This is a genomic window from Kingella pumchi, from assembly GCF_022288825.1.
Lineage (GTDB): Bacteria > Pseudomonadota > Gammaproteobacteria > Burkholderiales > Neisseriaceae > Kingella_D > Kingella_D pumchi.
Genome location: NZ_JAKOOW010000025.1, coordinates 78263 through 102142, shown reverse-complemented (window position 1 = coordinate 102142; position 23880 = coordinate 78263). Strand labels below are relative to the sequence as shown.

22 protein-coding genes are annotated in these 23880 nt (G+C 61.7%); 9 read left to right on the top strand and 13 right to left on the bottom strand.

Annotated features, from left to right (window positions below):
• Window positions 1–76 precede the first annotated feature (76 nt).
• The 7 genes from glnD to folB form a co-directional block, all read right to left on the bottom strand.
• Complete coding sequence (glnD, locus tag MB824_RS07470) at window positions 77–2602, bottom strand: [protein-PII] uridylyltransferase (protein ID WP_238747702.1); 2526 nt, start codon at window positions 2600–2602, stop codon at window positions 77–79.
• A gap of 93 nt (window positions 2603–2695) precedes the next feature.
• Complete coding sequence (locus MB824_RS07465; RefSeq protein ID WP_274070808.1) at window positions 2696–3373, bottom strand: phosphoribosylanthranilate isomerase; 678 nt, start codon at window positions 3371–3373, stop codon at window positions 2696–2698.
• A 75-nt stretch (window positions 3374–3448) separates the two neighbouring features.
• Window positions 3449–3997 carry a hypothetical protein gene (locus tag MB824_RS07460; RefSeq protein ID WP_238747698.1) on the bottom strand — a complete coding sequence of 183 codons (549 nt, stop codon included), beginning with the start codon at window positions 3995–3997 and terminating at the stop codon, window positions 3449–3451.
• Window positions 3998–4063: 66 nt separating this feature from the next.
• Window positions 4064–4570: a single-stranded DNA-binding protein gene (locus MB824_RS07455; protein WP_238747697.1), complete on the bottom strand. Its 507-nt coding sequence runs from the start codon at window positions 4568–4570 to the stop codon at window positions 4064–4066.
• A gap of 1 nt (window position 4571) precedes the next feature.
• Window positions 4572–5948, bottom strand: coding sequence for an MFS transporter (locus MB824_RS07450; RefSeq protein ID WP_238747695.1), 1377 nt, complete (start codon window positions 5946–5948; stop codon window positions 4572–4574).
• Window positions 5949–6195: 247 nt separating this feature from the next.
• Window positions 6196–7236, bottom strand: coding sequence for a histone deacetylase family protein (locus tag MB824_RS07445; RefSeq protein ID WP_238747693.1), 1041 nt, complete (start codon window positions 7234–7236; stop codon window positions 6196–6198).
• Between the two features lie 131 nt (window positions 7237–7367).
• The gene (folB, locus tag MB824_RS07440) at window positions 7368–7721 is read right to left on the bottom strand and encodes a dihydroneopterin aldolase (RefSeq protein ID WP_238747691.1); all 354 of its coding nucleotides are present in this window, start codon (window positions 7719–7721) and stop codon (window positions 7368–7370) included.
• 64 nt (window positions 7722–7785) lie between these two features.
• On the opposite strand from folB, the gene plsY reads away from it, so the two are divergent.
• The 6 genes from plsY (at window position 7786) to MB824_RS07410 (ending at window position 14714) form a co-directional block, all read left to right on the top strand.
• Window positions 7786–8451 (top strand): glycerol-3-phosphate 1-O-acyltransferase PlsY, encoded by a 666-nt coding sequence (gene plsY / locus MB824_RS07435; protein WP_407659229.1) that lies wholly within the window; start codon window positions 7786–7788, stop codon window positions 8449–8451.
• 88 nt (window positions 8452–8539) lie between these two features.
• Window positions 8540–9826, top strand: coding sequence for a bifunctional tetrahydrofolate synthase/dihydrofolate synthase (folC, locus tag MB824_RS07430; protein ID WP_238747687.1), 1287 nt, complete (start codon window positions 8540–8542; stop codon window positions 9824–9826).
• A gap of 64 nt (window positions 9827–9890) precedes the next feature.
• Window positions 9891–11147, top strand: coding sequence for an SPOR domain-containing protein (locus MB824_RS07425; RefSeq protein WP_238747685.1), 1257 nt, complete (start codon window positions 9891–9893; stop codon window positions 11145–11147).
• A 78-nt stretch (window positions 11148–11225) separates the two neighbouring features.
• Window positions 11226–11789, top strand: a complete 564-nt coding sequence (locus tag MB824_RS07420) for a CvpA family protein (RefSeq protein ID WP_238747683.1) — start codon at window positions 11226–11228, stop codon at window positions 11787–11789.
• A gap of 7 nt (window positions 11790–11796) precedes the next feature.
• On the top strand, window positions 11797–13329 hold the full coding sequence (gene purF / locus MB824_RS07415; RefSeq protein ID WP_238747682.1) for an amidophosphoribosyltransferase: 1533 nt from the start codon (window positions 11797–11799) through the stop codon (window positions 13327–13329).
• 158 nt (window positions 13330–13487) lie between these two features.
• The gene (locus MB824_RS07410; protein WP_238747680.1) at window positions 13488–14714 is read left to right on the top strand and encodes an aspartate kinase; all 1227 of its coding nucleotides are present in this window, start codon (window positions 13488–13490) and stop codon (window positions 14712–14714) included.
• A 253-nt stretch (window positions 14715–14967) separates the two neighbouring features.
• Here MB824_RS07410 and MB824_RS07405 read toward each other — a convergent pair whose 3' ends face one another.
• The 6 genes from MB824_RS07405 to MB824_RS07380 form a co-directional block, all read right to left on the bottom strand.
• Window positions 14968–16161 carry a heme biosynthesis HemY N-terminal domain-containing protein gene (locus MB824_RS07405; protein ID WP_238747678.1) on the bottom strand — a complete coding sequence of 398 codons (1194 nt, stop codon included), beginning with the start codon at window positions 16159–16161 and terminating at the stop codon, window positions 14968–14970.
• Entirely contained in the window at window positions 16158–17519 is a 1362-nt protein-coding gene (locus tag MB824_RS07400) for a uroporphyrinogen-III C-methyltransferase (RefSeq protein ID WP_238747676.1), read from the bottom strand. Before MB824_RS07400 ends, MB824_RS07405 begins: the two co-directional genes overlap by 4 nt.
• Window positions 17520–17643: 124 nt before the next feature.
• On the bottom strand, window positions 17644–18414 hold the full coding sequence (locus tag MB824_RS07395) for a uroporphyrinogen-III synthase (protein ID WP_238747674.1): 771 nt from the start codon (window positions 18412–18414) through the stop codon (window positions 17644–17646).
• Between the two features lie 5 nt (window positions 18415–18419).
• Window positions 18420–18803 (bottom strand): hypothetical protein, encoded by a 384-nt coding sequence (locus MB824_RS07390; RefSeq protein WP_238747672.1) that lies wholly within the window; start codon window positions 18801–18803, stop codon window positions 18420–18422.
• Window positions 18800–19762 carry a hydroxymethylbilane synthase gene (hemC, locus tag MB824_RS07385; RefSeq protein WP_238747670.1) on the bottom strand — a complete coding sequence of 321 codons (963 nt, stop codon included), beginning with the start codon at window positions 19760–19762 and terminating at the stop codon, window positions 18800–18802. Before hemC ends, MB824_RS07390 begins: the two co-directional genes overlap by 4 nt.
• 126 nt (window positions 19763–19888) lie before the next feature.
• A complete protein-coding gene (locus MB824_RS07380; protein ID WP_238747668.1) occupies window positions 19889–20341 on the bottom strand; it encodes an RrF2 family transcriptional regulator in 453 nt (150 codons plus the stop codon).
• 83 nt (window positions 20342–20424) lie between these two features.
• On the opposite strand from MB824_RS07380, the gene MB824_RS07375 reads away from it, so the two are divergent.
• The 3 genes from MB824_RS07375 to MB824_RS07365 all read left to right on the top strand — a co-directional run bounded on the left by MB824_RS07375 (window position 20425) and on the right by MB824_RS07365 (window position 23778).
• A complete protein-coding gene (locus tag MB824_RS07375; RefSeq protein ID WP_238747666.1) occupies window positions 20425–20811 on the top strand; it encodes a hemerythrin domain-containing protein in 387 nt (128 codons plus the stop codon).
• A gap of 70 nt (window positions 20812–20881) precedes the next feature.
• Complete coding sequence (locus tag MB824_RS07370; protein ID WP_238747664.1) at window positions 20882–22063, top strand: NnrS family protein; 1182 nt, start codon at window positions 20882–20884, stop codon at window positions 22061–22063.
• Between the two features lie 239 nt (window positions 22064–22302).
• Complete coding sequence (locus MB824_RS07365) at window positions 22303–23778, top strand: aldehyde dehydrogenase family protein (protein WP_238747662.1); 1476 nt, start codon at window positions 22303–22305, stop codon at window positions 23776–23778.
• Window positions 23779–23880: the final 102 nt, after the last annotated feature.

Below are 23880 nucleotides of genomic sequence, written 5' to 3'. Positions count from 1 at the left end.
AAAACTACCCGCCAAAGCACAAATCCATATCGAAAAAGGAAATGTTTTTATAAGGCAGCCTGAAAAACTGCCAGGCCTACGTGCTTAACACCGCCAGCAAGTCGCGTTTCAAAGCCACTTCTTCGGCAGGATCGGCCAATGCTGCGCTGTACAGCAGGAAGCTGTCTTCGGCCCTATCGGCAAGCGTGCTGATTTTGGCGTGGCGCACGCTGATGCGACGGCGGGCGAACACTTCGCTGATATCGGCCAGCAGATAGGGGCGGTTGACTGCTACCAGCTCCAGCACATACCAATCGGCCTGGCTCGGGTCGGCATTCAGCTCGATATGCGGGGCGATTGGCAGACTGCGGGCGCGGCGGCTTGCTTGGCGTTTGTCTTTCTTTTCGGCAAAACGGCCGGCGAGAAAATCGTCCAACTGTCGCTGCAAAGCAGCCTGAAAACTGCTGCTGTCGCTACCGGCCAGATATTCAGGCAGCCTAACAACGAAAGTATCGAGAATAAAATCGTGCTCGGTAACAAACGCCCGCGCGGCGGCGATGTCCAAATCGTTGCGGCTGAACAGACGACACAGACGAGCAAACAAACCATCAGCATTGGGCATAAACACCACAATCTGCAGCGTTGCCGTATCCAGACTGCGGATGCCCGCTACCGCATTGTCCATGCCCTTTTGCGGCAGCACTTGCAGATGCCACAAAATTTCTTCCGGCTCATGGCGCACAAAATAAGCATCGCCCAGCGTGCGGCAGACGGAACGGATTTCGCGCTCGCTTTTCCCCTGCTCGGCCAATGCCGCCAATGCCATTGCGCGACGGCGGCTGCCCATGCTTTCGCGGCTGCCGGACTCGCCGGACAACCGGCGCAAAGCAGCCTGAAAAAGCTGTTTGAGCAGTTGGTCTTTCCACGAATTCCAGATTTTCGGGTTGGTTCCGCAAATATCCGCCACCGTCAGCAGATACAGCGCGCGCAAACGCTGTGGCGTACGCACGCGGCGGCAGAAGCGCTCGACTGTTTCCGGATCTTGGATGTCCTCTTTTTGCGCCACCGACGACATCAGCAGATGATCCTCCACCAGCCACACCAGCAGTTCGCACTCATCAGCGCTCAAGCCATGGTCGGCGGCGAAACGTCGGGCATCTTCCATGCCCAGTTTTGCGTGATCGCCGTTGCGGCCTTTGGCGATATCGTGAAACAGCGCCGCCAGATACAGCAGCCATTTGGGTTCAAACGCGTGCATCAGGGCGCTGGCAAACGGCATCTCGTGGCTGTATTCCTCCAATGCCAGCCGCCGCAGCTTGGCCAGCACCGTCAGAATATGGTCGTCAACCGGATAAACATGAAACAAATCGTGCTGCAGCAGCCCGACAATCGCTTTCCAACCCGGTAGATAGCGCGCCAGCACGCCGTATAGATTGAGAAAGCGCATGATTTTGCTCAGATTGGCACCGGTTTGGAAAAAATCCAAAAAACGGGCGCGGTTGGCGGGATCGGCGTAAAAACCCTCGTCCAGCGACTGCACCGCCGCCCACCACGCCCGCAGTGTTTTCGGCGCCATGCCTTCCACCGCGCCGTTGCGCTGCCAGCGCGACACCACGCCGAAAATCTCCTGCGGCCGTTTCTCAAACAACTTCAAATCGCGCACGGCAATCTGCTTACCCAGCAAATAATAGTCGGCGTCGATTTCGCCCACCACCCGCGGCAGCGCCGAATACACCCGACCGCGCAGCATCGGAATCAGAATGCCGTTGAGCTGGATAACGGTTTTCACCGTGCGGTAAAAGCCGTGCATCAGCTTTTCCACCGCCGCCTGCCGTTCCAAATCGGGATAACGGCGGCAGCCGATTTCAGCCTGCAAATCGAATACCAGCCGCTCTTCGGCACGGCCGGCAGCCAGATGTAGATCAATACGCAGCCGCGCCAACTCGCGGTGGCAGCTGCGCAGCAGGCCGGCTTCGATGCGGGTGATGATGCGCCGGTGCATCAGCGCGTAAAAACCGGTTTGCAGCCCCTGCACCTGCGCCAGCCACATCATGGTGTGTAAATCGCGCAGACCGCCGCTGCCGTTTTTCACGTCCGGCTCCAAAACCAGCGCCGGCCGGCGGGCGTGGCGGCGCTGCATTTCTACCAGCTTGGCTTCGACAAAAGCCGCGGTGTCGCGCTGCGCGTCCAGCTGTTGGCGCAAACGCTGCGCCAGCGCTTCTTCGCCGCACAGCAGTCGTGCTTCGAGAAAAGCGGTGTCGGCGGAAACATCCTGTGCAGCGGCGGCGCACAGCTGTTTCAGGCTGCCTGACTTCAAAGCCGGCGCCAAACCCATATCCCACAAAGCCTGCACGAAGCCGGCAATCCGGTTTTCGTCTTCTGCCGACAATTCTGCGGGCGCCACCAGCGCCAAATCCAAATCGGAATGCGGATAGACTTCGCCGCGGCCGAAACCGCCCACCGCCAGCAGGCAGTAAGGACAGCCTGAAAAATACTGCTGCCACAGCTTGGCCAGCAGCGCTTCCAAAGCCGCGCCGTAACGGCGGAAAAACGCCTGCGGGTCGCCGTTGCCGCGGTATTGCGCCAGCGCCGCTTCTTTTTCGCGCATCAGTTCCTGCCGCATCTTGTGCTCCCTATCGTTCCTTGTCTTTTACGCTGCCGGTCATTCAAGGCAGCCTGAAAAGCGGTTTGGGCGTTTTCAGGCTGCCTGCCGCTTTCAGGCTGCTTTGCGGACGGCCGCGGCGAATGCGGCGATTTTTGCCGCGTCTTTAATGCCCGCCGCCGCTTCCACCCCGCCGGAAACGTCCACCGCCGGCGCACGGCTGGCGGCAAGCGCGGCGGCAACGTTTTGCGGCGTCAGCCCGCCGGCCAACACCCAGTTTTGTCCCAAATCTTGCGGCAGCAGCGACCAGTCGAAACTGCGGCCGGTGCCGCCGTACTCGCCTTCAACATAAGCATCGAGCAACAGCGCGCGGGCATCGGGATAGGCGGCTTGGGCGCGGCAGATGTCGTCGGCCGAGCGCACGCGCACCGCTTTCAGATAAGGACGGCCGAAACGGCGACAGTAAGCAGCGTCTTCATCGCCGTGAAACTGCAGCAGATCGAGCGGCACGCTGTCGAGCACGCGGCGGACTTCGTCGGCGCCGGCATTGACAAACAAGCCCACCGCCGACACAAACGGCGGCAGCGCGGCCACGATTTCCCGTGCCCGCGCGGCATCGACGCAACGCTTGCTGCCGGCAAAAAACACCAGCCCCACCGCGTCGGCGCCGGCGGCCGCGGCGGCAAGCGCGTCTTCCACCCGCGTGATGCCGCAGATTTTGATTCTTACCCGATTCATATTCGATTCCTTGCGGCAGCGGCTTTCAGGCTGCCTGAAAAAATTGTCGCCAATAAAACAGCGGCGGTGCCGTACACGCACCGCCGCTTGGCTTGGGAGCAACCGCCCGCCCAGCGGCGGCAGCCGGAATTACAGTTCTTCGTCGAATTCGCTGTCGTAGCCGCGCTCTTCAGAGCAAGGCTGCTTCGGCAGCGGCGGCAGACGGCGCAACCGCCGCCACACGTTCACACTCAAACCGCATGCCAGCAGCGCCAGCAGGTCAAAGGCAAGGCTCAGCGCAAAACCGTCAAACTGGCCGCCGAAAGCGACAGACAGCCGCAGCGGCAGGTTCAGATCAAAACTCAGCTTCCAGCCGCTGTTTGTCGTAACGGAAAAACCGAAGGCAAAGAGCAGATACAGCAGCGCCAGCAGCAAAAAGGCCTTGCTGCGGGCATGGGCGCAGTGCCACAGCACAACGGCAAACACCACGCCGGCCGCCAGATTTTGCGCCAGCACCGGCAGCGGCACCGGCTGCCACAGCGCCAGCAGCATCACAGCGAAAATCATTACCGTTTGCGCAATGCCGAACCACAGGCTCAGCTTGCCGCTGCGGCCGAGACGGTGGTAGCCGGCCTTGAGCGGCGGCTCGCAGTCCTGCGGCGGCAGGTGGGGATGATCGTGAAGTTGCGGGCTAGGCATGGCGGTTTCCTGTTGCGAATACCGGCTTGCGTGCTTTCAGGCTGCCTGAAGGTGCGAAACGCGGCATCAGAAGGGAATGTCGTCGTCGATGTCTTCCACCGGCGCGGCAGGCGCGGGCGCGGCCTGGCGGCGCGGTGCGGGCGGTGGCTCGCTGCTGTAGTTCTGCTGCGGCGGGGCGTACTGCTGGGCAGGCTGCTGGTAGCCACCCTGGTCGTCGTAATTGCCGCTGCCGCCGGAAGCGTTGCGGCTGCCGAGCATTTTCATTTCGTTGGCAACGATATCGTAGGCGGTGCGCTCGATGCCGTCTTTGCCGGTGTATTTGCGGCTTTGGATGCGGCCTTCGATATAGACCTGGCTGCCCTTTTTCAGATACTGGCCGGCGATTTCGGCCAGACGACGGTACATGGTGATGTTGTGCCACTCGGTGCGCTCCTGGCGCTGGCCGCTCTGGCGGTCGTTCCAGGTTTCGGAAGTGGCGATGGAAAAATTGCACACCGCTTCGCCGTTGGGCATGTAGCGCACTTCGGGATCACGGCCGAGATTGCCGATCAGGATGACTTTGTTTAAAGACATATCAAGCTCCGGTTAAGATTTTTTGCAGGGGTTCTTCGTCAAAATGCTGTAGCACTTTGACAAACAGGGTTTCGCCATCTTCGCTGAAGCTGACTGCTTCCACGCCGGCCAAAGCGGCCACACGGCTTTTCAGGCTGCCCAAGTCGCCGCGACGCTCGGGCGGCAGCGCCAGCATCAGGTTGCGTACCGGCTTGGGCGCCGGCGCGGCAAGGGCGACGGCCAGCCACAGCAGGGTCAGCGCCAGCGAAAAGAGAAACACGCCGCCAAAGCCGAAATGGCGGAACAGCACTCCACCCACCGAGCCGCCGACAAACACGCCGACCGACTGGGCGGTGTTGTACACGCCCATCGCCGTGCCTTTCAGATCGACCGGCGCCACTTTCGACACTATCGACGGCAGGCTGGCTTCAAGAATATTGAAGCCGACGAAATACACCGCCAGCGCCGCACCGATGGCCAAGAGCGAAGCGATGCCAAAATACATGCCCGCCAGTCCGGCGGCAATCAGCAGGATGCCCGCCACAAACACCGCCTTCATTTTGTTGCGCGTTTCGGCAAGGATGATGGCCGGCACCATCAGCACCAGCCCCAGCAGCACCGCCGGCAGATACAGCATGCCGTGCGAAGTGCGCGCCAGACCCAGCCCTTCGGCCACCGTCGGCAGGCTGGCGAAAATCGCCATCATCACCGCCTGCAGGGCGAAAATGCCGAAGTTCAGCTGCATCAGCAGGCGGTTTTTCAGCACTTCGCTGATGCGCGAAGGCTGGGTATCGGCGTCCTGGCGCAGCTTGCTCACGGTCGGATTGGGCGTAACCAGCGCCACCACCGCCACCGCGGCCAGGCACAGAAAACCGGTCAGCGCAAACAGGCCGGGCACGCCGACAAAACGGGTCAGCACAGGCCCCAGCACCATGCTGGCGGCAAAGGCCAGGCCAATGGTCAGCCCCACCGACGCCATGGCGCGGGTGCGGACTTCTTCGCGGGTCAGATCCGCCAGCAGCGCGGTAACCGCAGCGCTTACCGCCCCCGCGCCCTGCACCGCGCGGCCGATAATCAGCAGGGTAACGTTGTCGGCCATCGCCGACAGGAAACTGCCCAGCGCAAACACCGCCAGCCCGAGATAAATCACTTTTTTGCGGCCGAAGCGGTCGGACGCGATGCCCAGCGGCAGCTGCAGCAGCGCCTGGGTAAAACCGTAAACGCCGATGGCCAGCCCGCCGGCCGCCGCAGTGCCGCCCAGCCCCGCCGCGTAGGGCGAGAGCACCGGCAGCACCAGAAACATGCCCAGCATCCGCAACGCGTAAACGCCGGCCAGCGAAATGCTGGCGCGCCATTCGTGCGCCAGCAGGGGGATTTTGTTGTGCTTTCTTTTCGACATGGTTTTTGCTTGATGGTTGGTGTGTTCGGACAGCCGCCGCCTTTCAGGCAGCCTGAAACGGCAAACCGGCAGACGCGGCGGATTATATAGCAAACCGCAAGGCGGCGGCGGACGGCCTGAAAACATCCGGCAAAACCGGCGCCGGCCGGTCTTTCAGGCTGCCTTGCCGTCCGAAAAAGCAGCCTGAAAAGCGGATTGGACGTTTTCAGGCTGCCTGAACGCACCCCAAAACGCCGATTAAAGATTTTTAGAAAAACGGGCTGGCTTTGACCAGGCAGGCGATATGGGTTTTGGCGCAGGCAGCGAGCGAGGGCAGGTTGTAGCCGCCCTCCAGCAGCGAGACGATGCGGCCTTTGGCGTGGCGGTTGGCAATCAGCATGATTTTTTTGGTCAGCCACTCGTAGTCTTCTTCCACCAGATTCAGATGGCCGAGCGCATCGTCGCGGTGGGCGTCGAAACCGGCGGACAGCAAAATAAACTGCGGCTTGAAACCCGCCAGCCGCGGCAGCCAGTGGGCGCGCACGGCGTCGCGGAACTCATTGCTGCCGTCACCCGCTTTCAGCGGAGTATTGACCACATTGGGATTGCTGCCGTCAAAATCGGTACCGCTGAAAGGGTACAGCGGCGATTCGAAAGACGACAGCAGCATCACCCGCGGATCGTCGCGGAAAATGTCTTCGGTGCCGTCGCCGTGGTGCAGGTCGAAATCGAGAATCGCCACCCGCTGCAGACGGTAAGCGGCGATGGCGTGCATCGCGGCAATCGCGGCGTTGTTGAGAAAGCAAAAACCGCTGGCCTTGTCGGCATGGGCGTGATGGCCGGGCGGGCGCACCGCGCAAAACGCGTTTTTCGCCTGCTTGCGCATCACCATATCGACCGCCTTAACCGCGGCACCGGCGGCAAAACGGGCGGCGGGCAGGGTGTCGGCGCACAGATAGGTGTCTTCGCTGATTTTGACGCTGCCGGAAGTCGGCACCTTACTCTCAAGGAAAAACAGATAATTGCGGCTGTGCACCCGCGCCAGCTGCACGTCAGCCACTTCCGGCGCGCGCACCTTTTGCAGCAGCGGCCACAGCCGCGCCTTTTTCAGCGCCTGCTCGATTACGCGGATGCGGTCGGGACTTTCGGGATGGCCGGCGGCGGCAAAATGCGCGCCGCACTCGGGGGCGTACACCCAGGCGGTGCGCCCCTTGAATCCCAACAGCCGCCACAGCCGCGCGCGCCAGAAACGCAGATAGCGCAGCATGCGGCTGACAAACAGCGGGGTTTTGACAGATTTGGAAGACATCCAGTCGTTCGCCTGCCGTTTTCAGGCTGCCTGAAAACGGCGGTTGCACTCTAAAAATAAGGTTAAACGAAAAAGAAAAACGGCCGCCCGCCGCGGCAGGCAGCCTGAAACGAATCTTGCGGCGCCCATGCTCAAGCGCTGCGGCGGCGTTCGATTTCAACGCCGGTTTCGCGCACCGCCGGCAAAATGCCGGGCTTGACGATGCGCACCCGCACCCATTGCGCGCCAAAATCGTCCAGCACCAGCTGTGCCAGATACTCGGCCAGCGTTTCCAAAAGCAGAAAGTCGCGCCCCGCCAATTCGCGGCGCACGGTCTCGCACACTTCGCCGTAATGGACGGTATCGGCGATGTCGTCGGCCAGTGTTGCCCGCTCGGGCATGCCGATGTCCAAATCCACCGTCAGCGCCTGCGTCTGCTGGCGCTCCCAGGCGTAAACGCCGATCAGCGTTTCTACCCTCATTCCGTGCAGGAAAATTTTGTCCATCTGATTAAGTTCCGTTAAAATGCGCGGCCATTGTAAACGAAAAACGGAAGCGCCCGATATGTTCCTGCTGCAACTTCTGATTGTCTTGGCCGCCTACCTGATCGGCTCGCTGTCGGCGGCCATTATTGTGTCCGGCAAACTCAATATGTCAGACCCGCGTACCTACGGCTCGGGCAACCCCGGCGCCAGCAATATGCTGCGCAGCGGCCGCAAAGACGCCGCCGCCCTTACCCTGCTGGGCGACGCATTCAAAGGATTTGCGGCGGTAATCATCGCCCGCGCTTTTGCCGGCTGGCTGGACTGGGGTCCGGGTACCGTTGCCTGGGCGGCAATCGCGGTGGTGATCGGCCATATGTGGCCGGTGTTTTTCGGCTTCAAAGGCGGCAAGGGCGTGGCCACCGCATTGGGTGTGCTGCTGGCGCTGGAGCCGTGGGTCGCTTTCTGGTGCCTGCTGGTGTGGGCGGTAATTGCCTTCAAATTCAAAAAATCCTCACTGGCCGCGCTGACAGCCGCCGCCATCTCGCCGTTTGCCGGCTTTATCTTGATGGATCACCCCTCTTGGGGCTGGGCAAGCTGCCTGATTGCGGTGCTGGTGCTCTACCGCCACCGCAGCAACATCTCCCGCTTAAGCAGCGGCAAAGAGCCGGCCATCGGCGAAAAAGCGCAGCCGCAGCAAAGCGGCCAAGTCCAAACCGCAAAGCAGCCTGAAAACTCCGAAGGCGGCCGTTAAACCCTTTCCCGTTCAGGCAGCCTTTTTCAGGCTGCCTGAACTGTCTTTCCCGCCTTAAAGGCAGCCTGAAAACCAAGTTTCGCAAACCATGAGCACACGCACCCTGCAGCAGTGGCTGCAACATCTGGAAACCGCCCATGCCGCCGGTACCATCGACATGGGGCTCGAGCGCGTCGGCCGCGTGAAAGACGCCATGCGGCTTCAGCCGCGCTGTCCGGTGATTATTGTCGGCGGCACCAACGGCAAAGGTTCGGTGTGCGCCTTTTTGTCACGCATCTACACCGAAGCCGGCTTCAAAACCGGCACCCTGACCAGCCCGCACCTGCACCGCTTCAACGAACGGATTACCGTCAACTGCGAACCGGTGGCCGACGATGCCATCACCGCCGCCTTCGAGCGCATCGAAAGCGCGCGCGGCGAAACTTCGCTCACTTATTTCGAATTCAACACCCTGGCCGCCGTCGATATCTTTCTGCGCGAAAACGTCGATGTGATGATTCTGGAAGTCGGCCTGGGCGGGCGCTTGGACGCGGTAAACGTATTCGACGGTGACTGCACCGTCATCACTTCCGTCGATCTCGACCACCAGGCCTATCTGGGCGACAGCATCGACAGCATCGCCCGCGAAAAAGCCGGCATCCTGCGCCCGAACGTACCCGCCGTTTGCGGCCAAACCCCGCCGCCGGCGCTGGTTTCCTGCGCTGAAAACATCGGCGCACCGCTGCTGCTGCCCAAGCGCGATTTCGATTTTGCCAAACTCGAACAGCAGCAATGGTCTTTCCGCTTCCATCCGACTGAAAGCAGCCTGAAAGCCGCGCCGCGCAACCGCAATTCGCTGCCGATTCCCGCCCTGCGCGGCGGCTACCAGCTCGGCAACGCCGCCTGCGCGCTGGCGGTAGTCGAATGCCTGTTTGAACGGCTGCCCGCCGACATCGGCGCCATCAAACGCGGCCTGCTCCTGGTGGAAAACCCCGGCCGTTTCCAAGTGCTGCCCGGCCGGCCGCTGGTGGTGCTGGACGTCGGCCACAACCCGCACGCCGCCCGCGCCCTGCGCCAAAGCCTGATGGCGCTGCCCTTCGCCCAAAACCGCACCGCCGTGTTCAGCATGCTGGCCGACAAAGACATCGACACCGTTATCGAAACCGTCAAAGACCAGTTCGACGAATGGTTCGCCGCCCCGCTGAACGTGCCGCGCGGCATGAGCGCCGCCGCTGTTGCCGCCAAACTGCGCGCGCACGGCATCAGCGCGGTGCAGGAATACGACAGCGTTGAAGCCGCCTGCCGCAGCGCCTTATCCCGCGCCAGCGAAAATGATAGAATCACCGTCTTCGGCTCATTCCACACCGTAGCCGAAGCCGGCACCGTCTGCCGCTGAACGCAGGCAGCCTGAAAACCCGAAAACGCCCCCGCAGCACCCATCCCCAAGCAAGGATTCTGCCATGAGCCAGCAAGAACAAGACCCCATCAATGAATACGAAGAAGTCAAATCGCAAAACCGCCGCCGGCTGATCGGCGGCGGCGCGCTGGCTTTGGTGGCCGGCGCCCTGATCGCCTCCGCCATCAGCAACTCTTCACAGGAAGAAAAAGCGCCGGTGATGGCCGAAGCCCCTGCCAAAGCCAAAAAACCCGACGTCCTCACCCCGCCCGGCAGCCCGCAACCCGCCAATACCCAAACCGCCTCGGCAGAGCAGCCTGAAAACGCCAACGGCCGCAGCCGCACCGCAGCCGCTTTCCCGGACGAAAACGGCGCCGTCAAACCGGTACCGACCCTGGCACAGGGCAACGAGCTGCCCCCCGAGAAACCGAGCATCGACGATCGGCAGCGCCATGAAGCGCGCGAAAAAGCACGTGCCGAGCAAGCCGAAGAGCGCGACCTGATGCTGGCACGCGAGCGCGAACAGCAGCGCATCAAAGCCGAAGAGCGTAAAAAACGTCGCGAAGAGGCCGAACGCAAAAAAGCCGAAGAACGTCTGGCCAGAGAGGAAGAAGCCAGACAGCAGGCTGAAAAACAGCGCGAACAGGAAATCGCCGATGCCGCCCGCCGCCGCAAAGCGCAGGCCATCATCGACCAGCAGGAAGCCGAGCGCGCCGCCAAACAGCGTGCGATTGCCGAGAAAGCCCGCCAGGCGCAGAGCGAAGCCGAGCAAAACCGCCGCGCCGAGCGTGAAAGACTGGCCAAGCGCCGCGAAGAGCAGGAGCGCCGCGCCGAAAAAGAACATATCGAAAAAGAACACCGCGCCAAAGAGCAGGCCGCCGAGCGCAGCCGCGAAGCGGAACGCAAGCGCGCCGCCGAGCGTGATGCCGACGCGAAAAAACGTGCTGCCGAACGCGAGCGCGATGCCGAGAAAAAACGCACCGCCGAGCGCGATGCCGAACGCAAACGCCAGCAGGAGCGCGAAGCCGCCAAACGGCAGCCTGAAAAACGCGCCGAAGCAAAACCCGAAGCGAAAAAAGACGCGCCCGTCCGCGCCGTGGTACAGGCCGGCGCCTACCGCGACAAAGAGCAGGCACGCAAAGTCCAGCAGCAGCTTAAGGGCATGAACTACGACGCCCATCTGGAAGAAGTCAAAACCGACAAAGGCACGGTTTACCGCGTCAAAACCGGCACTTTCCCCAATAAGGAAGCCGCCGGCAAAGCGCTGGACAAAATCCAGAGCCGCGGCATTGCCGGCCGCGTGCTCGAACACAAAAAATAAGTTTCAGGCAGCCTGAAAAGGCTGCCGAACGCTTTTCAGGCTGCCGTTTTCAGGCTGCCCGCAATACAGGCTGACATTATGGAAATGACGGTTTTTGACTGGTCGGTACTCGCCACCATCGCCGCGTTTGTGCTGTTTTCGGCATGGCGCGGCTTTGCCGTTGAAGTTCTGAACCTCGCCGGCTGGGTGGTTTCACTGGTGCTGGCGCGGCTGCTGGCGGTGAGCGTGGCCGAAACCCTGCTCTCGTCGATGCGCCCGCATGCGATGGCGGTGGTGGTCGGCTTTATCGGCGTGTTCGTTGCCTGCCGCTTCGGCCACGCCTTGCTGGGCAAACTGCTGACCGGCGCCATCGAAAAAAGCCCGCTCAACGCCACCAACCGCCTGCTCGGCGCGGCGGTGGGCGCGCTTAAAGGCACCATCGTCGTTACCCTGGGCGTGATGCTGCTGTCCTTCACTTCCGCCCCCCGCATGCCCGAATGGCGCGACGCGCCCACCGCCCCCGTTTTTGAAGACCTGGCGCAGATGGCGCTGCCCTACCTGCCCGATTTTCTCGCCCAATATTCGGAGTTTCCCAACCGCGATCCGAACGCGCCCCAGCGCGCCCCGAACACCAAACCCGACCAACCTATCCCCTTGGAGTAAACCCCACATGTGCGGCATTTTAGGATTAGTGGCACACGAACCGGTCAACCAGCTGCTTTATGACGGCCTGCAGATGCTGCAGCACCGCGGCCAGGACGCCGCCGGCATCGTTACCGTTGAGCACGATTCTTTCCACATGCACAAAAACGTCGGCATGGTGCGCGACGTATTCCGCACCCGCCATATGCGCGATCTCACCGGCCACGCCGGCATCGCCCACGTGCGCTATCCCACCGCCGGCAATGCCGGCAGCAGCGCCGAAGCGCAGCCGTTTTACGTCAGCTCGCCTTTCGGCATCGTGCTGGCGCACAACGGCAACCTGACCAATACCGCCGAACTGGGCGAAAGCGTCTGCCGCCGCCACCTGCGCCACATCAACACCCAGTCCGATTCCGAAGTGCTGCTCAACGTACTCGCCCACGAGCTGCGGGTGCAGGTCGGCCGCAGCGACAATCCGCAGCGGCTCGAAGTCGGACAGATTTTCAACGCCGTTGCCGAAGTCCAGCGCCAGATCCGCGGCGCCTACGCCGTTGTCGCCCTGATTGCCGGCTACGGCCTGCTCGCTTTCCGCGACCCCTACGGCATCCGCCCGCTGGTACTGGGCAGCCGCACCGACGAAACCGGCCGCACCGACTACGCGCTGGCCTCGGAAAACGTGGTGTTCGGCAGTCTCGGCTACCGTCTGGAGCGCGATGTCCGGCCCGGCGAGGCGGTATTCGTCGGCTTTGACGGCACCCTCTCCAGCCGCCTCTGCCACAGCGCCGCCAAACTGTCCCCCTGCCTGTTTGAATACGTTTATTTCGCCCGCCCCGATTCGGTAATCGACGGCGTTTCGGTGTATCAGGCGCGCTGCGATATGGGCGTGGCGCTGGCCGAAACGGTCAAACGCAGCCTGAATCCCGACGAAATCGACGTGGTGATGCCGATTCCCGACACCAGCCGCCCCAGCGCCATGACTCTGGCGCAGCATCTGGGCAAACCCTACCGCGAAGGCCTGATCAAAAACCGCTACATCGGCCGCACCTTCATCATGCCCGGCCAGGCGACGCGCAAAAAATCGGTGCGCCAGAAACTCAGCGCCATCGCCAGCGAGTTCGCCGGCAAAAACGTGCTGCTGGTGGACGATTCCATCGTGCGCGGCACCACCAGCCGCGAAATCGTCGAAATGGTGCGCGAAGCCGGCGCCAAAAAAATCTTTTTCGCCTCCGCCGCCCCCGAAGTGCGCTACCCCAATGTGTACGGCATCGATATGCCCACCAGCAGCGAACTGATCGCCCACGGCCGCAATGCCGCAGAAATCGCCCGCGAAATCGGCGCCGACGCCTGCATCTTCCAAGATTTGGACGAACTCAAAAACCTTGTCCGCCGCCTAAACCCGGCCATCGAAGGTTTTGACGACTCCTGTTTCAGCGGCCGCTACATTACCGGCGATGTCGATGAAGCCTATCTGGCCAAACTCGCCCAGCCCGCCCAAAGCACCGGCTCCAGCGCGCCGATGACCGCCGATGCCGGCCTGCGCGTCGGCGGCGGCGACGATTAAACCAAACCGGATTTGAGGCAGCCTGAAAACCTTTTCAGGCTGCCTCAAACGGCAAAAGAAGCGTGTATAATCGCGCCCTTTTATTCCACTGCATGCCGGCTGCAACGCAGCGGCGGCAAGGTTCCCAAACCCCAACCGGATTCACAGAAAGCAGCATTATGGCTTTGATTGTTCAAAAATACGGCGGCACCTCGGTCGGTTCCGTCGAACGGATTAAAAACGTTGCCAAACGGGTGGCCAAAGCCCGCGCCGAAGGGCACGACGTGGTGGTGGTGGTGTCCGCGATGAGCGGCGAAACCAACCGCCTGGTTGCCCTGGCGCAGGAAATTCAGGAAATTCCCGATCCGCGCGAATTCGACGTCATCCTCTCCACCGGCGAGCAGGTCACCATCGGCCTGTTGGCGATGGCGCTCAAAAGCATCGGCGTCGAAGCCAAAAGCTACACCGGCTGGCAGGTGGCGCTGAAAACCGACAACGCCCACACCAAAGCCCGCATCGAAGACATCGACGACGCCAAAATGCGCGCCGACCTGCAGGACGGCAAAGTGGTTATCGTTGCCGGCTTCCAAGGCGTGAGCGGCAACGGAGACATCACCACCCTCGGCCGCGGCGGTTCGGACACCTCGGCCGTGGCGCTTGCCGCCGCGCTCAAAGCCGACGAATGCCAAATCTACACCGATGTGGACGGCGTTTACACCACCGACCCGCGCGTGGTACCCGAAGCCCGCCGCATGGAAACCGTTACTTTCGACGAAATGCTGGAACTGGCCAGCCTCGGCTCGAAAGTGCTGCAAATCCGCTCGGTGGAATTCGCCGGCAAATACAAAGTCCGCCTGCGCGTACTCAGCAGTCTCACCGAAGGCGGGGACGGAACGTTAATTACTTTTGAGGAAGACCCCAACATGGAAAGAGCCATCGTATCCGGCATCGCATTCGACAAAAACCAGGCGCGCATCAACGTGCGCGGCGTGCCCGACAAACCGGGCATCGCCTACCAGATTCTCGGCACCGTTGCCGATGCCAACATCGAAGTCGATATGATCATCCAGAACGTCGGCACCGAAGGCACCACCGACTTCTCCTTCACCGTGCCGCGCAACGACTACAAAAAAGCGCTGGAAGTGCTGCAGGCGCTGCAACACACCATCGGCGCGCAGGAAGTCAGCGGCGACGACACCGTATGCAAAGTGTCGATCGTCGGCCTGGGCATGCGCTCGCACGTGGGCGTCGCCTCCAAAATGTTCCGCGCGCTGGCCGCCGACAGCATCAACATTCAGATGATTTCCACTTCCGAAATCAAAGTGTCGGTGCTGATCGACGAGAAATATATGGAACTGGCCACCCGCGTGCTGCACAAAGAATTCGGCCTGGACGCCGCCAAATAAACGGCAGGCAGCCTGAAAACCGCCGGCAATGCTTTCAGGCTGCTTTGCAGAATCGGGCAGCCTGAAAACGGGGCAGGAAGAACAGTCTTCCCGCCCCGTTTTTTTACGACCGCGTTTTTTTAGGCTACCCCGAACGTCCCGCCAAGCCGAAATGCGGCGCGGCATCGGGGCAGCCTGAAAGCCGCTTGAATGCTTTTCAGGCTGCCTTTGGGTAAAGGCAGCCTGAAAAATACGGTACACCGCGCAACGGGCTTTATTCGTCGCCCATCTGCTCCAATGCCAGACGGCGCTGGTTTTCCGCTTCGGCACTCTGGCCGGATTCGTCGAGCACTTTGGCCAGAATCAGACGGGCGGACGGGCTGGGGGCGATGCCGATGCTGGCTTCGAGATAGCCCTGAGCCTTGCCCCATAGCTGTTTGTTGTAGGCCAGTTCGCCCAGATACATCAGCAGACGGGCATCGTTGGGGTTGTGCGGCAGCCAGGCATCGGCGGTGTCGATGATTTTGCGCTGCTCTTTGTCGCTCAGATAGCGCACGCTTTCGATCAGGGGCGGCAGCAGGCCGGCCTGATGGTTGAGCGGATAGTATTTGCCTACCCAGGAAACGGCCTGGCGGTACAGCCCCAGCTCGGCATAGCGCTCGGCAACCGTCTGGCACAGCTCGTCTTCTTTCAGCGCATCGGGAATGCGTTTGAGACAGGCCTTCATACCGGCGGCATCGTCGGCGCTCTGCAGCAGCTTGCGGTAGGCCTGCAGGCTGTATTGGCGGGCGGCGGTGTCGCTGACGGCGCCGGCGCGCACCAGTTTGTCGGTTTTGTCGAGAATCTCCAGCGCGTCGCCCTGATCCTGCGCCAAACGCAGCTGCAGGCGTACCAGGCGGGTCAGGCGCGGGTTGGTTTGGGCGGCGGCTTTCAGGTGGTTGTCGGCAGACACATAGTCTTGCGAGCTGAGCGCGCTTTCGGCCAGCAGCAAGTGGCGGGAGAGTTGCTGTTTTTCCGGTAGTTTGGCGATGTCGGCCAGATAGCGCAGGCTGGCTTCGCGGTCGCCGCTTTGGTCGGCAGCGTGGGCGGCCAAGAGCAGCGCCAGCACACGGTTGTCGCCGGCTTCTTTGTTGGCCAGCACTTTGGCGGCCTGCTGTTCGGCCTGACGGTACTTGCCTTCAAAATACGCCAAACCGGCGGCATTAAGCGCCTGCGCGGCCTTGCGGCTCTTGCGGCTGGTGCCGAAACGGCTCAAACGGCCGGGGGCGCCGAGCAGCGCGGCGAACACGCCCACCAGAATATACAGCAGCAGCACGCCCAGCAGCAGGCCGACGATAAACAGGTTGAGATTCACCCGCACCAGCAGGGTGTTCACCTGGATGAACACATTGCCGGTATAAATATTGGACAACAGCGCCAGCCCGATGCCGACGGCAAACAGGACGATAATCCAAATCAGCTGTTTCATGCCTGCGCTCCTTTGGCTTTGGCGTCGGGTTTGGTTTCGGGCTTGGCCTGCGGTTTTTCAGGCTGCCCGCCTTTGCTTTCGTCTTTCGCGGCCGGCTTCGATGAGGCGGCCGGATCGGAAGCCTTCACCGCGGAAGCGGCCGGCGCGGCGGAAGCGGTGGTTTGCGAAGCAGCCTGAACGCTGTCGGCAGACGCGGGCGCGGAAGCCGGCGGCAGCGGTGCGTTTTCAGGCAGCACCACCGGCATGGCGGTACGCACGCTGTTTTGGTAATTGCGCACCGCGGCCTGGCTGGCTTTCAGGGCATCGTCCGAAACCATCCGCACTTCCAGCGCTTTGAGTTCGTCCAATTCCTTCAGCCACGCCTGGGTGGTGGGCGACTGCACGTCGAAATACTGTTTGACGGTGGTTTCGACTTTATTCAAATCGTTCTGGTAAACCTCGCCGTTGTGCTGCAGCAGCGCCAAACGCGCATCCAGCAGGTTCAGGCGCAGGTTTTCGCGCACGAAATACACCTGCTCGGGCGCCAGCAGCATGGCATCGTTGCTGTCGAGATGGCGCACTTCGACCATGCCTTTGAGCATATTGACGCTGTTTTCCCAAGTGCGCGACCAAAAACCGCCGGAATGTACTTGCGCGGCGGGCGCGTTTTGCGTTTTCAGCGTGCTGTCCAACAGCAGCGGCAGGCCGGCGGCGCCGTTTTCCAAGCGGTCAAGCCGCAGCGCGGTGCCAGCTACGTTCAGATAAGGGCGGTTTTTCAGCGCCGCCAAATCCTGGCTGATCGCTTGCTTGATCGGCAGCAATTCAGGCTGCTCGAAACGGCTCAGACGCTGCTCCAGACTCTCCAGCACGTTCACCGCCACCGGCACGTTGCCCGAGAGCACCAGCTGCTGCGACGCCAGATTCAGGGTAACTTCCACTTCGTCCACCAGCCAGTTGACGCGGCCTTTGAGCAGCTCGGTATAGGCGCGATCGACATTGGCCAGCTGCCGGCCGCCCTGCGCCTGCTGCGCTTCGAGCTCTTGGATTTTCGCTTTCAGCGCCTGCTGTTCGCGCAGCGATTCCTGCAGCAGCACGCCGTTTTGGCTCTCGCCCAGCGCCGCCTTGTCCAGCTCGTGGCTGACGCGCGTTTCCTGGTTGCGCAGCACGTTCTGTCCTTCGACAAACAAAAAGCCGCCCACACCCAGCGCAATCAGCGACAACACCAGCGCGCCGGCGGCCAAACCTTTGCCGCCGCCCTTCTGCTGGATCACGATCGGCTGTGCCGCCGCGCCGCCGTCAGCCGTTGCGGCCGGTGCCGCAGCCGGTTCGGGCTGGGTCTGCTTCTGCTCCGGAACGGGTTGTTGGGTGGATTCGCTCATAATGGACACTCCGTCTGATGCCGCGACGCGGCGGGAAAATAAGGATAAAACGGTTAAAACGGCCGCCAAACTTTTCAGGCTGCCTGAAGCCTGCCAAACTGCCCGAAGCAGCCTGAAAACCGTTTCAGGCTGCCCCGAACCGGGCTTTCAGGCTGCCATAAGCGGCAAACGCCGCCGGCAGGTCTGCGACACAAAAAACGCGCGCCATTCCGCGCTCTAACAGGCCGCGGCGGATGCGCTCGTGGTGGGTAAAGTATAACAAGGATTGCGCGCTCTGCGCCAATTCGGCGGGCAGCTGCGCGAGCATGGCATCGGCGCACTGCAGCGCGGTCAGCCATACCGCCTGCGGCGGCGGGTTGCGAAAAAGCTGCCAGTCGAGCGCCAGCGGCGCCAAGCGGTACACCGGCGCAAAATGCGGGCGCAGACCGACAGCGGCCAGCTCGGCAGCCAGATGGCCGCGGCCGCTTTCGCCGCGCACCACCAGCACCTGCGCACCGGCGGGCAGCGTGCGCCATATCGGCAGCCGCGCCGCGCTTTCGCTGTCTTTGCCGGCGGGGTCGAACACCACGTTTTGCGCGCCGGCCGCGTGCAGCGCCGCCGCCGTTGCCGCACCCACCGCCACATGCGGCAGGGCTTTCAGGCTGCCTGAAAACGCCGCCGGCGCGGCAATTTCCACCGCAGTGGGGCTGACCCAAAACGCAGCGGCCGACTGCGCCAGCTGCTGCGGCAGCGCCGCCAGCGCATCAGGCAGCGGCTGCGCTTCCAAAGGCGCAAACGGCACGCCCTGCCAGCCGGCGGCACGGCAGCTCTCCACATCGGCGGCCAGCCGCTGGCGCGGGCGCAGCAACAGCATCCGCGGAGCGGCGTTTTCAGGCTGCCTTTCGGCGGCGGCCATAATGCTTAAAAGCGGAATTCAAAAGAAGCAAAGAAAGGCTCTTGCGGCGCGGCAAACCGCATATTCTGGCGGATTTGCGCTTCGGCGCAGGAAGCGAAACGCTCGTCGCCGCCCTGGCGCCAGGTCTGCATCACGCGGCCGGAGCGGTCGATGGCGGCCACTACGGTAAAGGGCGGCGCGGCTTCGTTTTCGTCGGCAACCACTTCGCCTTCGGGCGTTTCTTCGCCGTAGCCGCAGGCATCAAACGCCAGGCTGACGGCTTCACCGCGCTGCTGGTCGAGCAGTTCGGCCTGGGCGGCGGGCAGCGCGGCCTGCTGCTGCTGCGCCTGCGCCAACGCGCTGTTGAAGTCCATGCCTAAGGCAGCGGCGAGTATAGCTTGTGCAATCATCGGATTTCCTTTTCCGCAGCGGCGGAAGTTTCGTTGAGAATGGCGGCGATCAGTTCGGCTGCGCCGTCGTCGGCCAGTTTTTTAGCAACGGCGCGGCCGAGTGCGTCGGCATAGGCGGCGGGCGCCTGTGCGGATGCGTGCAGCGTGTGCGAGCCGTCGGGATGGCCGACCAGTCCGTACAGGCTCAGCAAACCCTGATCTTCGGTGCAGTAGGCGGCCAGCGGCACTTGGCAGCTGCCGCCCAAAGCCCGCGCCAGCGCCCGTTCGGCGGTTACGCAGGCGGCGGTTTGCGCGTGGTTGAGCGGGGCAAGCACTTCGAGCAGGTCTTGGCGCTCGGCGGCGATTTCGATGCCTAAAGCGCCCTGCCCTGCGGCGGGCAGGCTTTCCTGCGGCGGCAGGATGGCGCGGATACGCTCGTGCAGCCCCAGCCGCTCCAGTCCGGCGGCGGCGAGAATAATCGCGTCGTAATCGCCCTGGTCGAGTTTGGCGAGCCGGGTTTGGACGTTGCCGCGCAGCGGACGCACTTCCAACTGCGGGAAACGGGCGCGCAGCTGGGCTTCGCGGCGCAGGCTGGAAGTGCCGACCACTGCGCCGGCGGGCAGCGCCTGCAGGCTGTCGTAACGGTTGGAAACGAAAGCGTCGAAAGGATTGGCGCGCTCGCTGATGGCGGCCAGCGCGAAACCGGCGGGCAGATCCATCGGCACGTCTTTAATCGAATGGACGGCCAAATCGGCGCGCCCGTCCTGCAGCGCCTGCTCCAGCTCTTTGATAAACAGACCCTTGCCGCCGATTTTGGACAGGGTTTTGTCGAGAATCTGGTCGCCCTGGGTGGTCATGCCCAGAATGCTGACGCGGCATTGCGGATAAAGCGCCTGCAGGCGGTCGCGGACGTATTCGGCCTGCCACATCGCCAGACGGCTCTCGCGGCTGGCAATCACAAGCGTTTGGGGAATATTCATGGCGCAAAACGGGGGTGGGAAAAAGGCGGCAATTCTAACACAGGCCGCTTTTCAGGCTGCCTTTATTCAAGGCTTAAAAAGGGTTTTCAGGCTGCCTGTTGCATACAGGCAGCCTGAAAGCGGGGTTTAGTGTTTGCCAGCGGCGTTGATGGCGATGTGGGTTTCCTGCAGCATCTGGCTGGTGGGGCGGTTGATTAAATCGGCCAGCGTAAAGCCGTCCAGGTGTTGCAGGAAAATCCGCAGGCCGCCGTGCAGCACGTCGGCCAGGCGGCAGTGCGGGGTGATGACGCATTGGTTGTTGCTGCCGAAGCATTCGGCAATCTGCATCGGCTCGATCAGCCGCACCACGTCGCCGACGCGGATTTCTTCGGCGCTTTTGGCCAGCCGCAAACCGCCGCCCTTGCCGCGCACGCTAATCAAAAAGCCGCCTTTGACCAAGGCGGTAACAACTTTCATCAAATGGCTTTTGGAGATTTTGTAGGCCTCGGCGATGGTGCCGATATTGACCAGAACCCCATCGTTTACAGCGGCGTAGATCAATACGCGCATGGCGTAGTCGGTTTGTTGCGTCAGATACATTGTTTGTTGCGGCAAAAAAGTTAAAGTTTCATAATATGGGCATCTTATACGCTCAAATAACAAATAACAAGGAACACCACATCATGAAACCGCTCAAACGCCATCCGGCGCTCACCCAACTGTCGATGGAGCACCACCATACGCTGGCGCTGTGCCTGCGGATTATGCGCGAGCCGGAAAAAAACCACCGCGCCGACATCACCGAACATTTCGTCGATCTCGAACACCATTTTCTCGAAGAAGAAACCCTGTTTGGCCCCTTATGGCACAAGCTGCCCGATGCCGCGCTGCGCGAGCGTTTCGAAGCCGAACACGCCCAGCTGCGGCAGATGATCCGCGAGCCGCGTTTTGACGATGCCGAATGGAACAAGGCCTTCGCCACCCTGCTGCGCAGCCATGCTCGTTTTGAAGAGCGCGAGCTGTTTGAAGCGGTAACCAAACACGCGCTGCCGCCGCCCGATCCGGCGTAAAAACCCTTTCAGGCTGCCTGAAAAAAAACAAACCGAAAAACAACACTACCCTGCCAAGGACACGACAACAATGACCGCTTTTTCCGAACGCCCGGTGTGGGCGATGGCCTTTCGGCCGTTTTATCTGCTTTCCGCGCTTTATGCCGCGGTTTCCGTTTTGCTGTGGGGCTTCGGCTACCAGGGCACTTCCGTTTTACCGAGTTTTTACTGGCACGCCCATGAAATGATCTGGGGTTATGCCGGTGCGGTGGTGGTCGCCTTTTTGCTGACCGCCGTCGCCACCTGGACCAAGCAGCCGCCGGTGCACGGGCGTTTTCTGATTGTGCTGACCGCGCTGTGGCTGGCGGCGCGGGTGCTGGCCTTTGTGCCGCGCCATTGGGCGCTGGCCGCTTCCGGCGTGTGCGGCACGCTGTTTTACTGGCTCTCGGCCTACGGCATGGGCGATGCGGTATGGAAAAGCCGCAGCACCCGCAACTACATCGCCGTGGCCGCGCTGTTTATGCTCGGCGCCACCCACGGCCTGTTCCACCTGTTCCTTCACCCGATCGACGGCGCCGTGCTGCACAACGGGCTGATTTCCGGCCTGATTATGGTGGCCGGCTTTATCGGCCTGGTCGGCAACCGCATCATTTCGTTCTTCACTTCGCGCCGCCTGAACGTAGAGCAGGTGCAAAGCCCGATGTGGCTGATGCTCTCGACGCTGGTGCTGCCGATGCTGATCGCCCCGCTGCTGTTTCTTCAGGCTGCCTGGCCGTTTTTGAAACCGGTGGTCGGCGTGCTCGCCATCGCGCTGGGCATCATCAATATCATCCAGTCGGTGCGCTGGTTCGACAAAGGCGTGCTGCGCGAACCGATGCTGTGGGTGCTGCATATCGGCTACGCCTTTACCGCGCTGGGGCTGCTGTTTATGGGCATCGGCCGCTTCTACAGCCAAACACAGAGCCTCGGCGTGCACCTGCTGGCGGTGGGCGGCATCGGCCTGCTGACCATCGGCATGATGACCCGCACCGCGCTCGGCCACACCGCCCGCCCGCTCTATCCGGTGCCCAAAGGGCTGGGGCTGGCGTTCTGGCTGATGGTGGCCGCCAGCCTGATGCGCGCGCTGGCGGCGGTGATGCTGTATGTGCATCCCACCGCCTACCTGCACAGCTACCGCTGCTCGGCGGTGCTGTTTGCGGCGTCCATGCTGATTTTCTTCTTCCGCTACCTGCCCTGGCTGCTGCGTCCGCGTTTGGACGGCAAACCCGGCTAAGCCCCTTTTCGCCATCCCCAAGGCAGCCTGAAAACTTTTCAGGCTGCCTTTTTGCCGTTTTTTCCGTGCCAATCGGCCTTTCAGGCTGCCTGCCGCAATAATCGCCGCCATCAGCAATGCAAAACGCAAACGCGGAAGTACTTGCAACGCGCAGCAAAACGCAATACCCTGAAGCGGCAGGCAGAATTTCTCTGCCGGCAGTTTGCGGCGGCAGCCGCCCAACCCACAGGAGAAACATCATGGCTAAAAATCTGAATGTGTTCGACAAAGAATACGGCTTGCTGATCAACGGCGAATGGACCAAACCGGCCAATCTGCTGGAATCCTACAACCCCGCCACCGGCGAAGTGCTGGCCAAATTTACCGATGCCAGCGAAGCCGACGTCGATGCCGCCGTCAAAGCCGCGCAGGAAGCCTTTAAAAGCTGGAAAAACAGCACCGCCGCCGAGCGCGCCGCGCTGCTGATTAAAATCGCCGAAGTCATCGAAGAAAACCTCGAACTCTTCGCCCTGCAGGAAACGCTGGACAACGGCAAACCCATCCGCGAAACCCGCGCCGCCGACATCGCCCTGTCTGCCGACCATTTCCGCTATTTCGCCGGCGTCATCCGCGGCGAAGAAGGCACCGCCAACCAGCTTGACCAGGAAGACCTGTCCATCGTGCTGCGCGAACCCATCGGCGTGGTCGGCCAAATCATTCCGTGGAACTTCCCCTTCCTGATGGCCGCCTGGAAAATCGCCCCCGCGCTGGCCGCCGGCTGCACCATCGTCATCCACCCCTCGTCCAGCACCTCGCTGAGCCTGCTCTCTTTCGCCCAGAAAGTGAACCACCTGCTGCCCAAAGGCGTACTCAACATCATCACCGGCCGCGGCAGCAAGTCCGGCGAATACATGCTGCGCCACAAAGGCTTCAGCAAGCTCGCCTTTACCGGCTCCACCGAAGTCGGCCGCCACATCGGCATCGCCGCCGCCGAGATGCTGATTCCCGCCACGCTGGAACTGGGCGGCAAATCGGCCAATATCTTCTTTGACGACATGCCCTTTGACAAAGCCCTCGAAGGCGCGCAAAAAGGCATTCTGTTCAACCAAGGCCAGGTGTGCTGCGCCGGCTCGCGCATCTTCGTGCAGGAAGGCATTTACGATAAATTCGTTGCCGCGCTGGCCGAAGAGTTCAAAAAAGTCAAAGTCGGCCTGCCGTGGGAAGACGACACCCAGATGGGCGCCCAAGTGAGTGCCGGCCAGCTCGACACCATTTTGAAATACATCAAAATCGGCGAACAGGAAGGCTGCCGCATCATCACCGGCGGCAAAAAGGTTGAAGGCGAATTGGGTAAAGGCGAATTTATCGAACCCACCCTAATCGAAGCCAAAGACAACACCGCCCGCGTGGCGCAGGAAGAAATCTTCGGCCCGGTGGCCACCGTAATCAAATTCAAAACCGAAGAAGAAGTTATCGCCATGGCCAACGACAGCGACTACGGCCTGGGCGGTGCGGTGTGGAGCCGCGACATCAACCGCTGCCTGCGCGTTTCCCGCGCGCTGGAAACCGGCCGCGTGTGGATCAATTGCTACAACCGTCTGCCCGCCGGCGCGCCCTTTGGCGGCTACAAAACTTCCGGCATCGGCCGCGAAACCCACAAAATGATGCTCGGCGCCTACACCCAGGTGAAAAACATCTACATCAGCACCCGCGAAGAGCGCGAAGGCATGTATTGACCGCCTGAGCGCGATTTAAGCGCCGTTGCCGACACCAAAGCAGCCTGAAAACCATTTTCAGGCTGCTTTTTTGCCGTTTTGCCGCACTATCCGGCTTTCAGG

Excerpts from the sequence above, each read along its gene's own strand:
- glnD (WP_238747702.1), bottom strand. The coding sequence starts at position 2,602 with ATGCGGCAGGAACTGATGCGCGAAAAAGAAGCGGCGCTGGCGCAATAC.
- MB824_RS07460 (WP_238747698.1), bottom strand. The coding sequence starts at position 3,997 with ATGCCTAGCCCGCAACTTCACGATCATCCCCACCTGCCGCCGCAGGAC.
- MB824_RS07455 (WP_238747697.1), bottom strand. The coding sequence starts at position 4,570 with ATGTCTTTAAACAAAGTCATCCTGATCGGCAATCTCGGCCGTGATCCC.
- MB824_RS07450 (WP_238747695.1), bottom strand. The coding sequence starts at position 5,948 with ATGTCGAAAAGAAAGCACAACAAAATCCCCCTGCTGGCGCACGAATGG.
- MB824_RS07445 (WP_238747693.1), bottom strand. The coding sequence starts at position 7,236 with ATGTCTTCCAAATCTGTCAAAACCCCGCTGTTTGTCAGCCGCATGCTG.
- folB (WP_238747691.1), bottom strand. The coding sequence starts at position 7,721 with ATGGACAAAATTTTCCTGCACGGAATGAGGGTAGAAACGCTGATCGGC.
- folC (WP_238747687.1), top strand. The coding sequence starts at position 8,540 with ATGAGCACACGCACCCTGCAGCAGTGGCTGCAACATCTGGAAACCGCC.
- MB824_RS07425 (WP_238747685.1), top strand. The coding sequence starts at position 9,891 with ATGAGCCAGCAAGAACAAGACCCCATCAATGAATACGAAGAAGTCAAA.
- MB824_RS07420 (WP_238747683.1), top strand. The coding sequence starts at position 11,226 with ATGGAAATGACGGTTTTTGACTGGTCGGTACTCGCCACCATCGCCGCG.
- purF (WP_238747682.1), top strand. The coding sequence starts at position 11,797 with ATGTGCGGCATTTTAGGATTAGTGGCACACGAACCGGTCAACCAGCTG.
- MB824_RS07410 (WP_238747680.1), top strand. The coding sequence starts at position 13,488 with ATGGCTTTGATTGTTCAAAAATACGGCGGCACCTCGGTCGGTTCCGTC.
- MB824_RS07405 (WP_238747678.1), bottom strand. The coding sequence starts at position 16,161 with ATGAAACAGCTGATTTGGATTATCGTCCTGTTTGCCGTCGGCATCGGG.
- MB824_RS07400 (WP_238747676.1), bottom strand. The coding sequence starts at position 17,519 with ATGAGCGAATCCACCCAACAACCCGTTCCGGAGCAGAAGCAGACCCAG.
- MB824_RS07395 (WP_238747674.1), bottom strand. The coding sequence starts at position 18,414 with ATGGCCGCCGCCGAAAGGCAGCCTGAAAACGCCGCTCCGCGGATGCTG.
- MB824_RS07390 (WP_238747672.1), bottom strand. The coding sequence starts at position 18,803 with ATGATTGCACAAGCTATACTCGCCGCTGCCTTAGGCATGGACTTCAAC.
- hemC (WP_238747670.1), bottom strand. The coding sequence starts at position 19,762 with ATGAATATTCCCCAAACGCTTGTGATTGCCAGCCGCGAGAGCCGTCTG.
- MB824_RS07380 (WP_238747668.1), bottom strand. The coding sequence starts at position 20,341 with ATGTATCTGACGCAACAAACCGACTACGCCATGCGCGTATTGATCTAC.
- MB824_RS07375 (WP_238747666.1), top strand. The coding sequence starts at position 20,425 with ATGAAACCGCTCAAACGCCATCCGGCGCTCACCCAACTGTCGATGGAG.
- MB824_RS07370 (WP_238747664.1), top strand. The coding sequence starts at position 20,882 with ATGACCGCTTTTTCCGAACGCCCGGTGTGGGCGATGGCCTTTCGGCCG.
- MB824_RS07365 (WP_238747662.1), top strand. The coding sequence starts at position 22,303 with ATGGCTAAAAATCTGAATGTGTTCGACAAAGAATACGGCTTGCTGATC.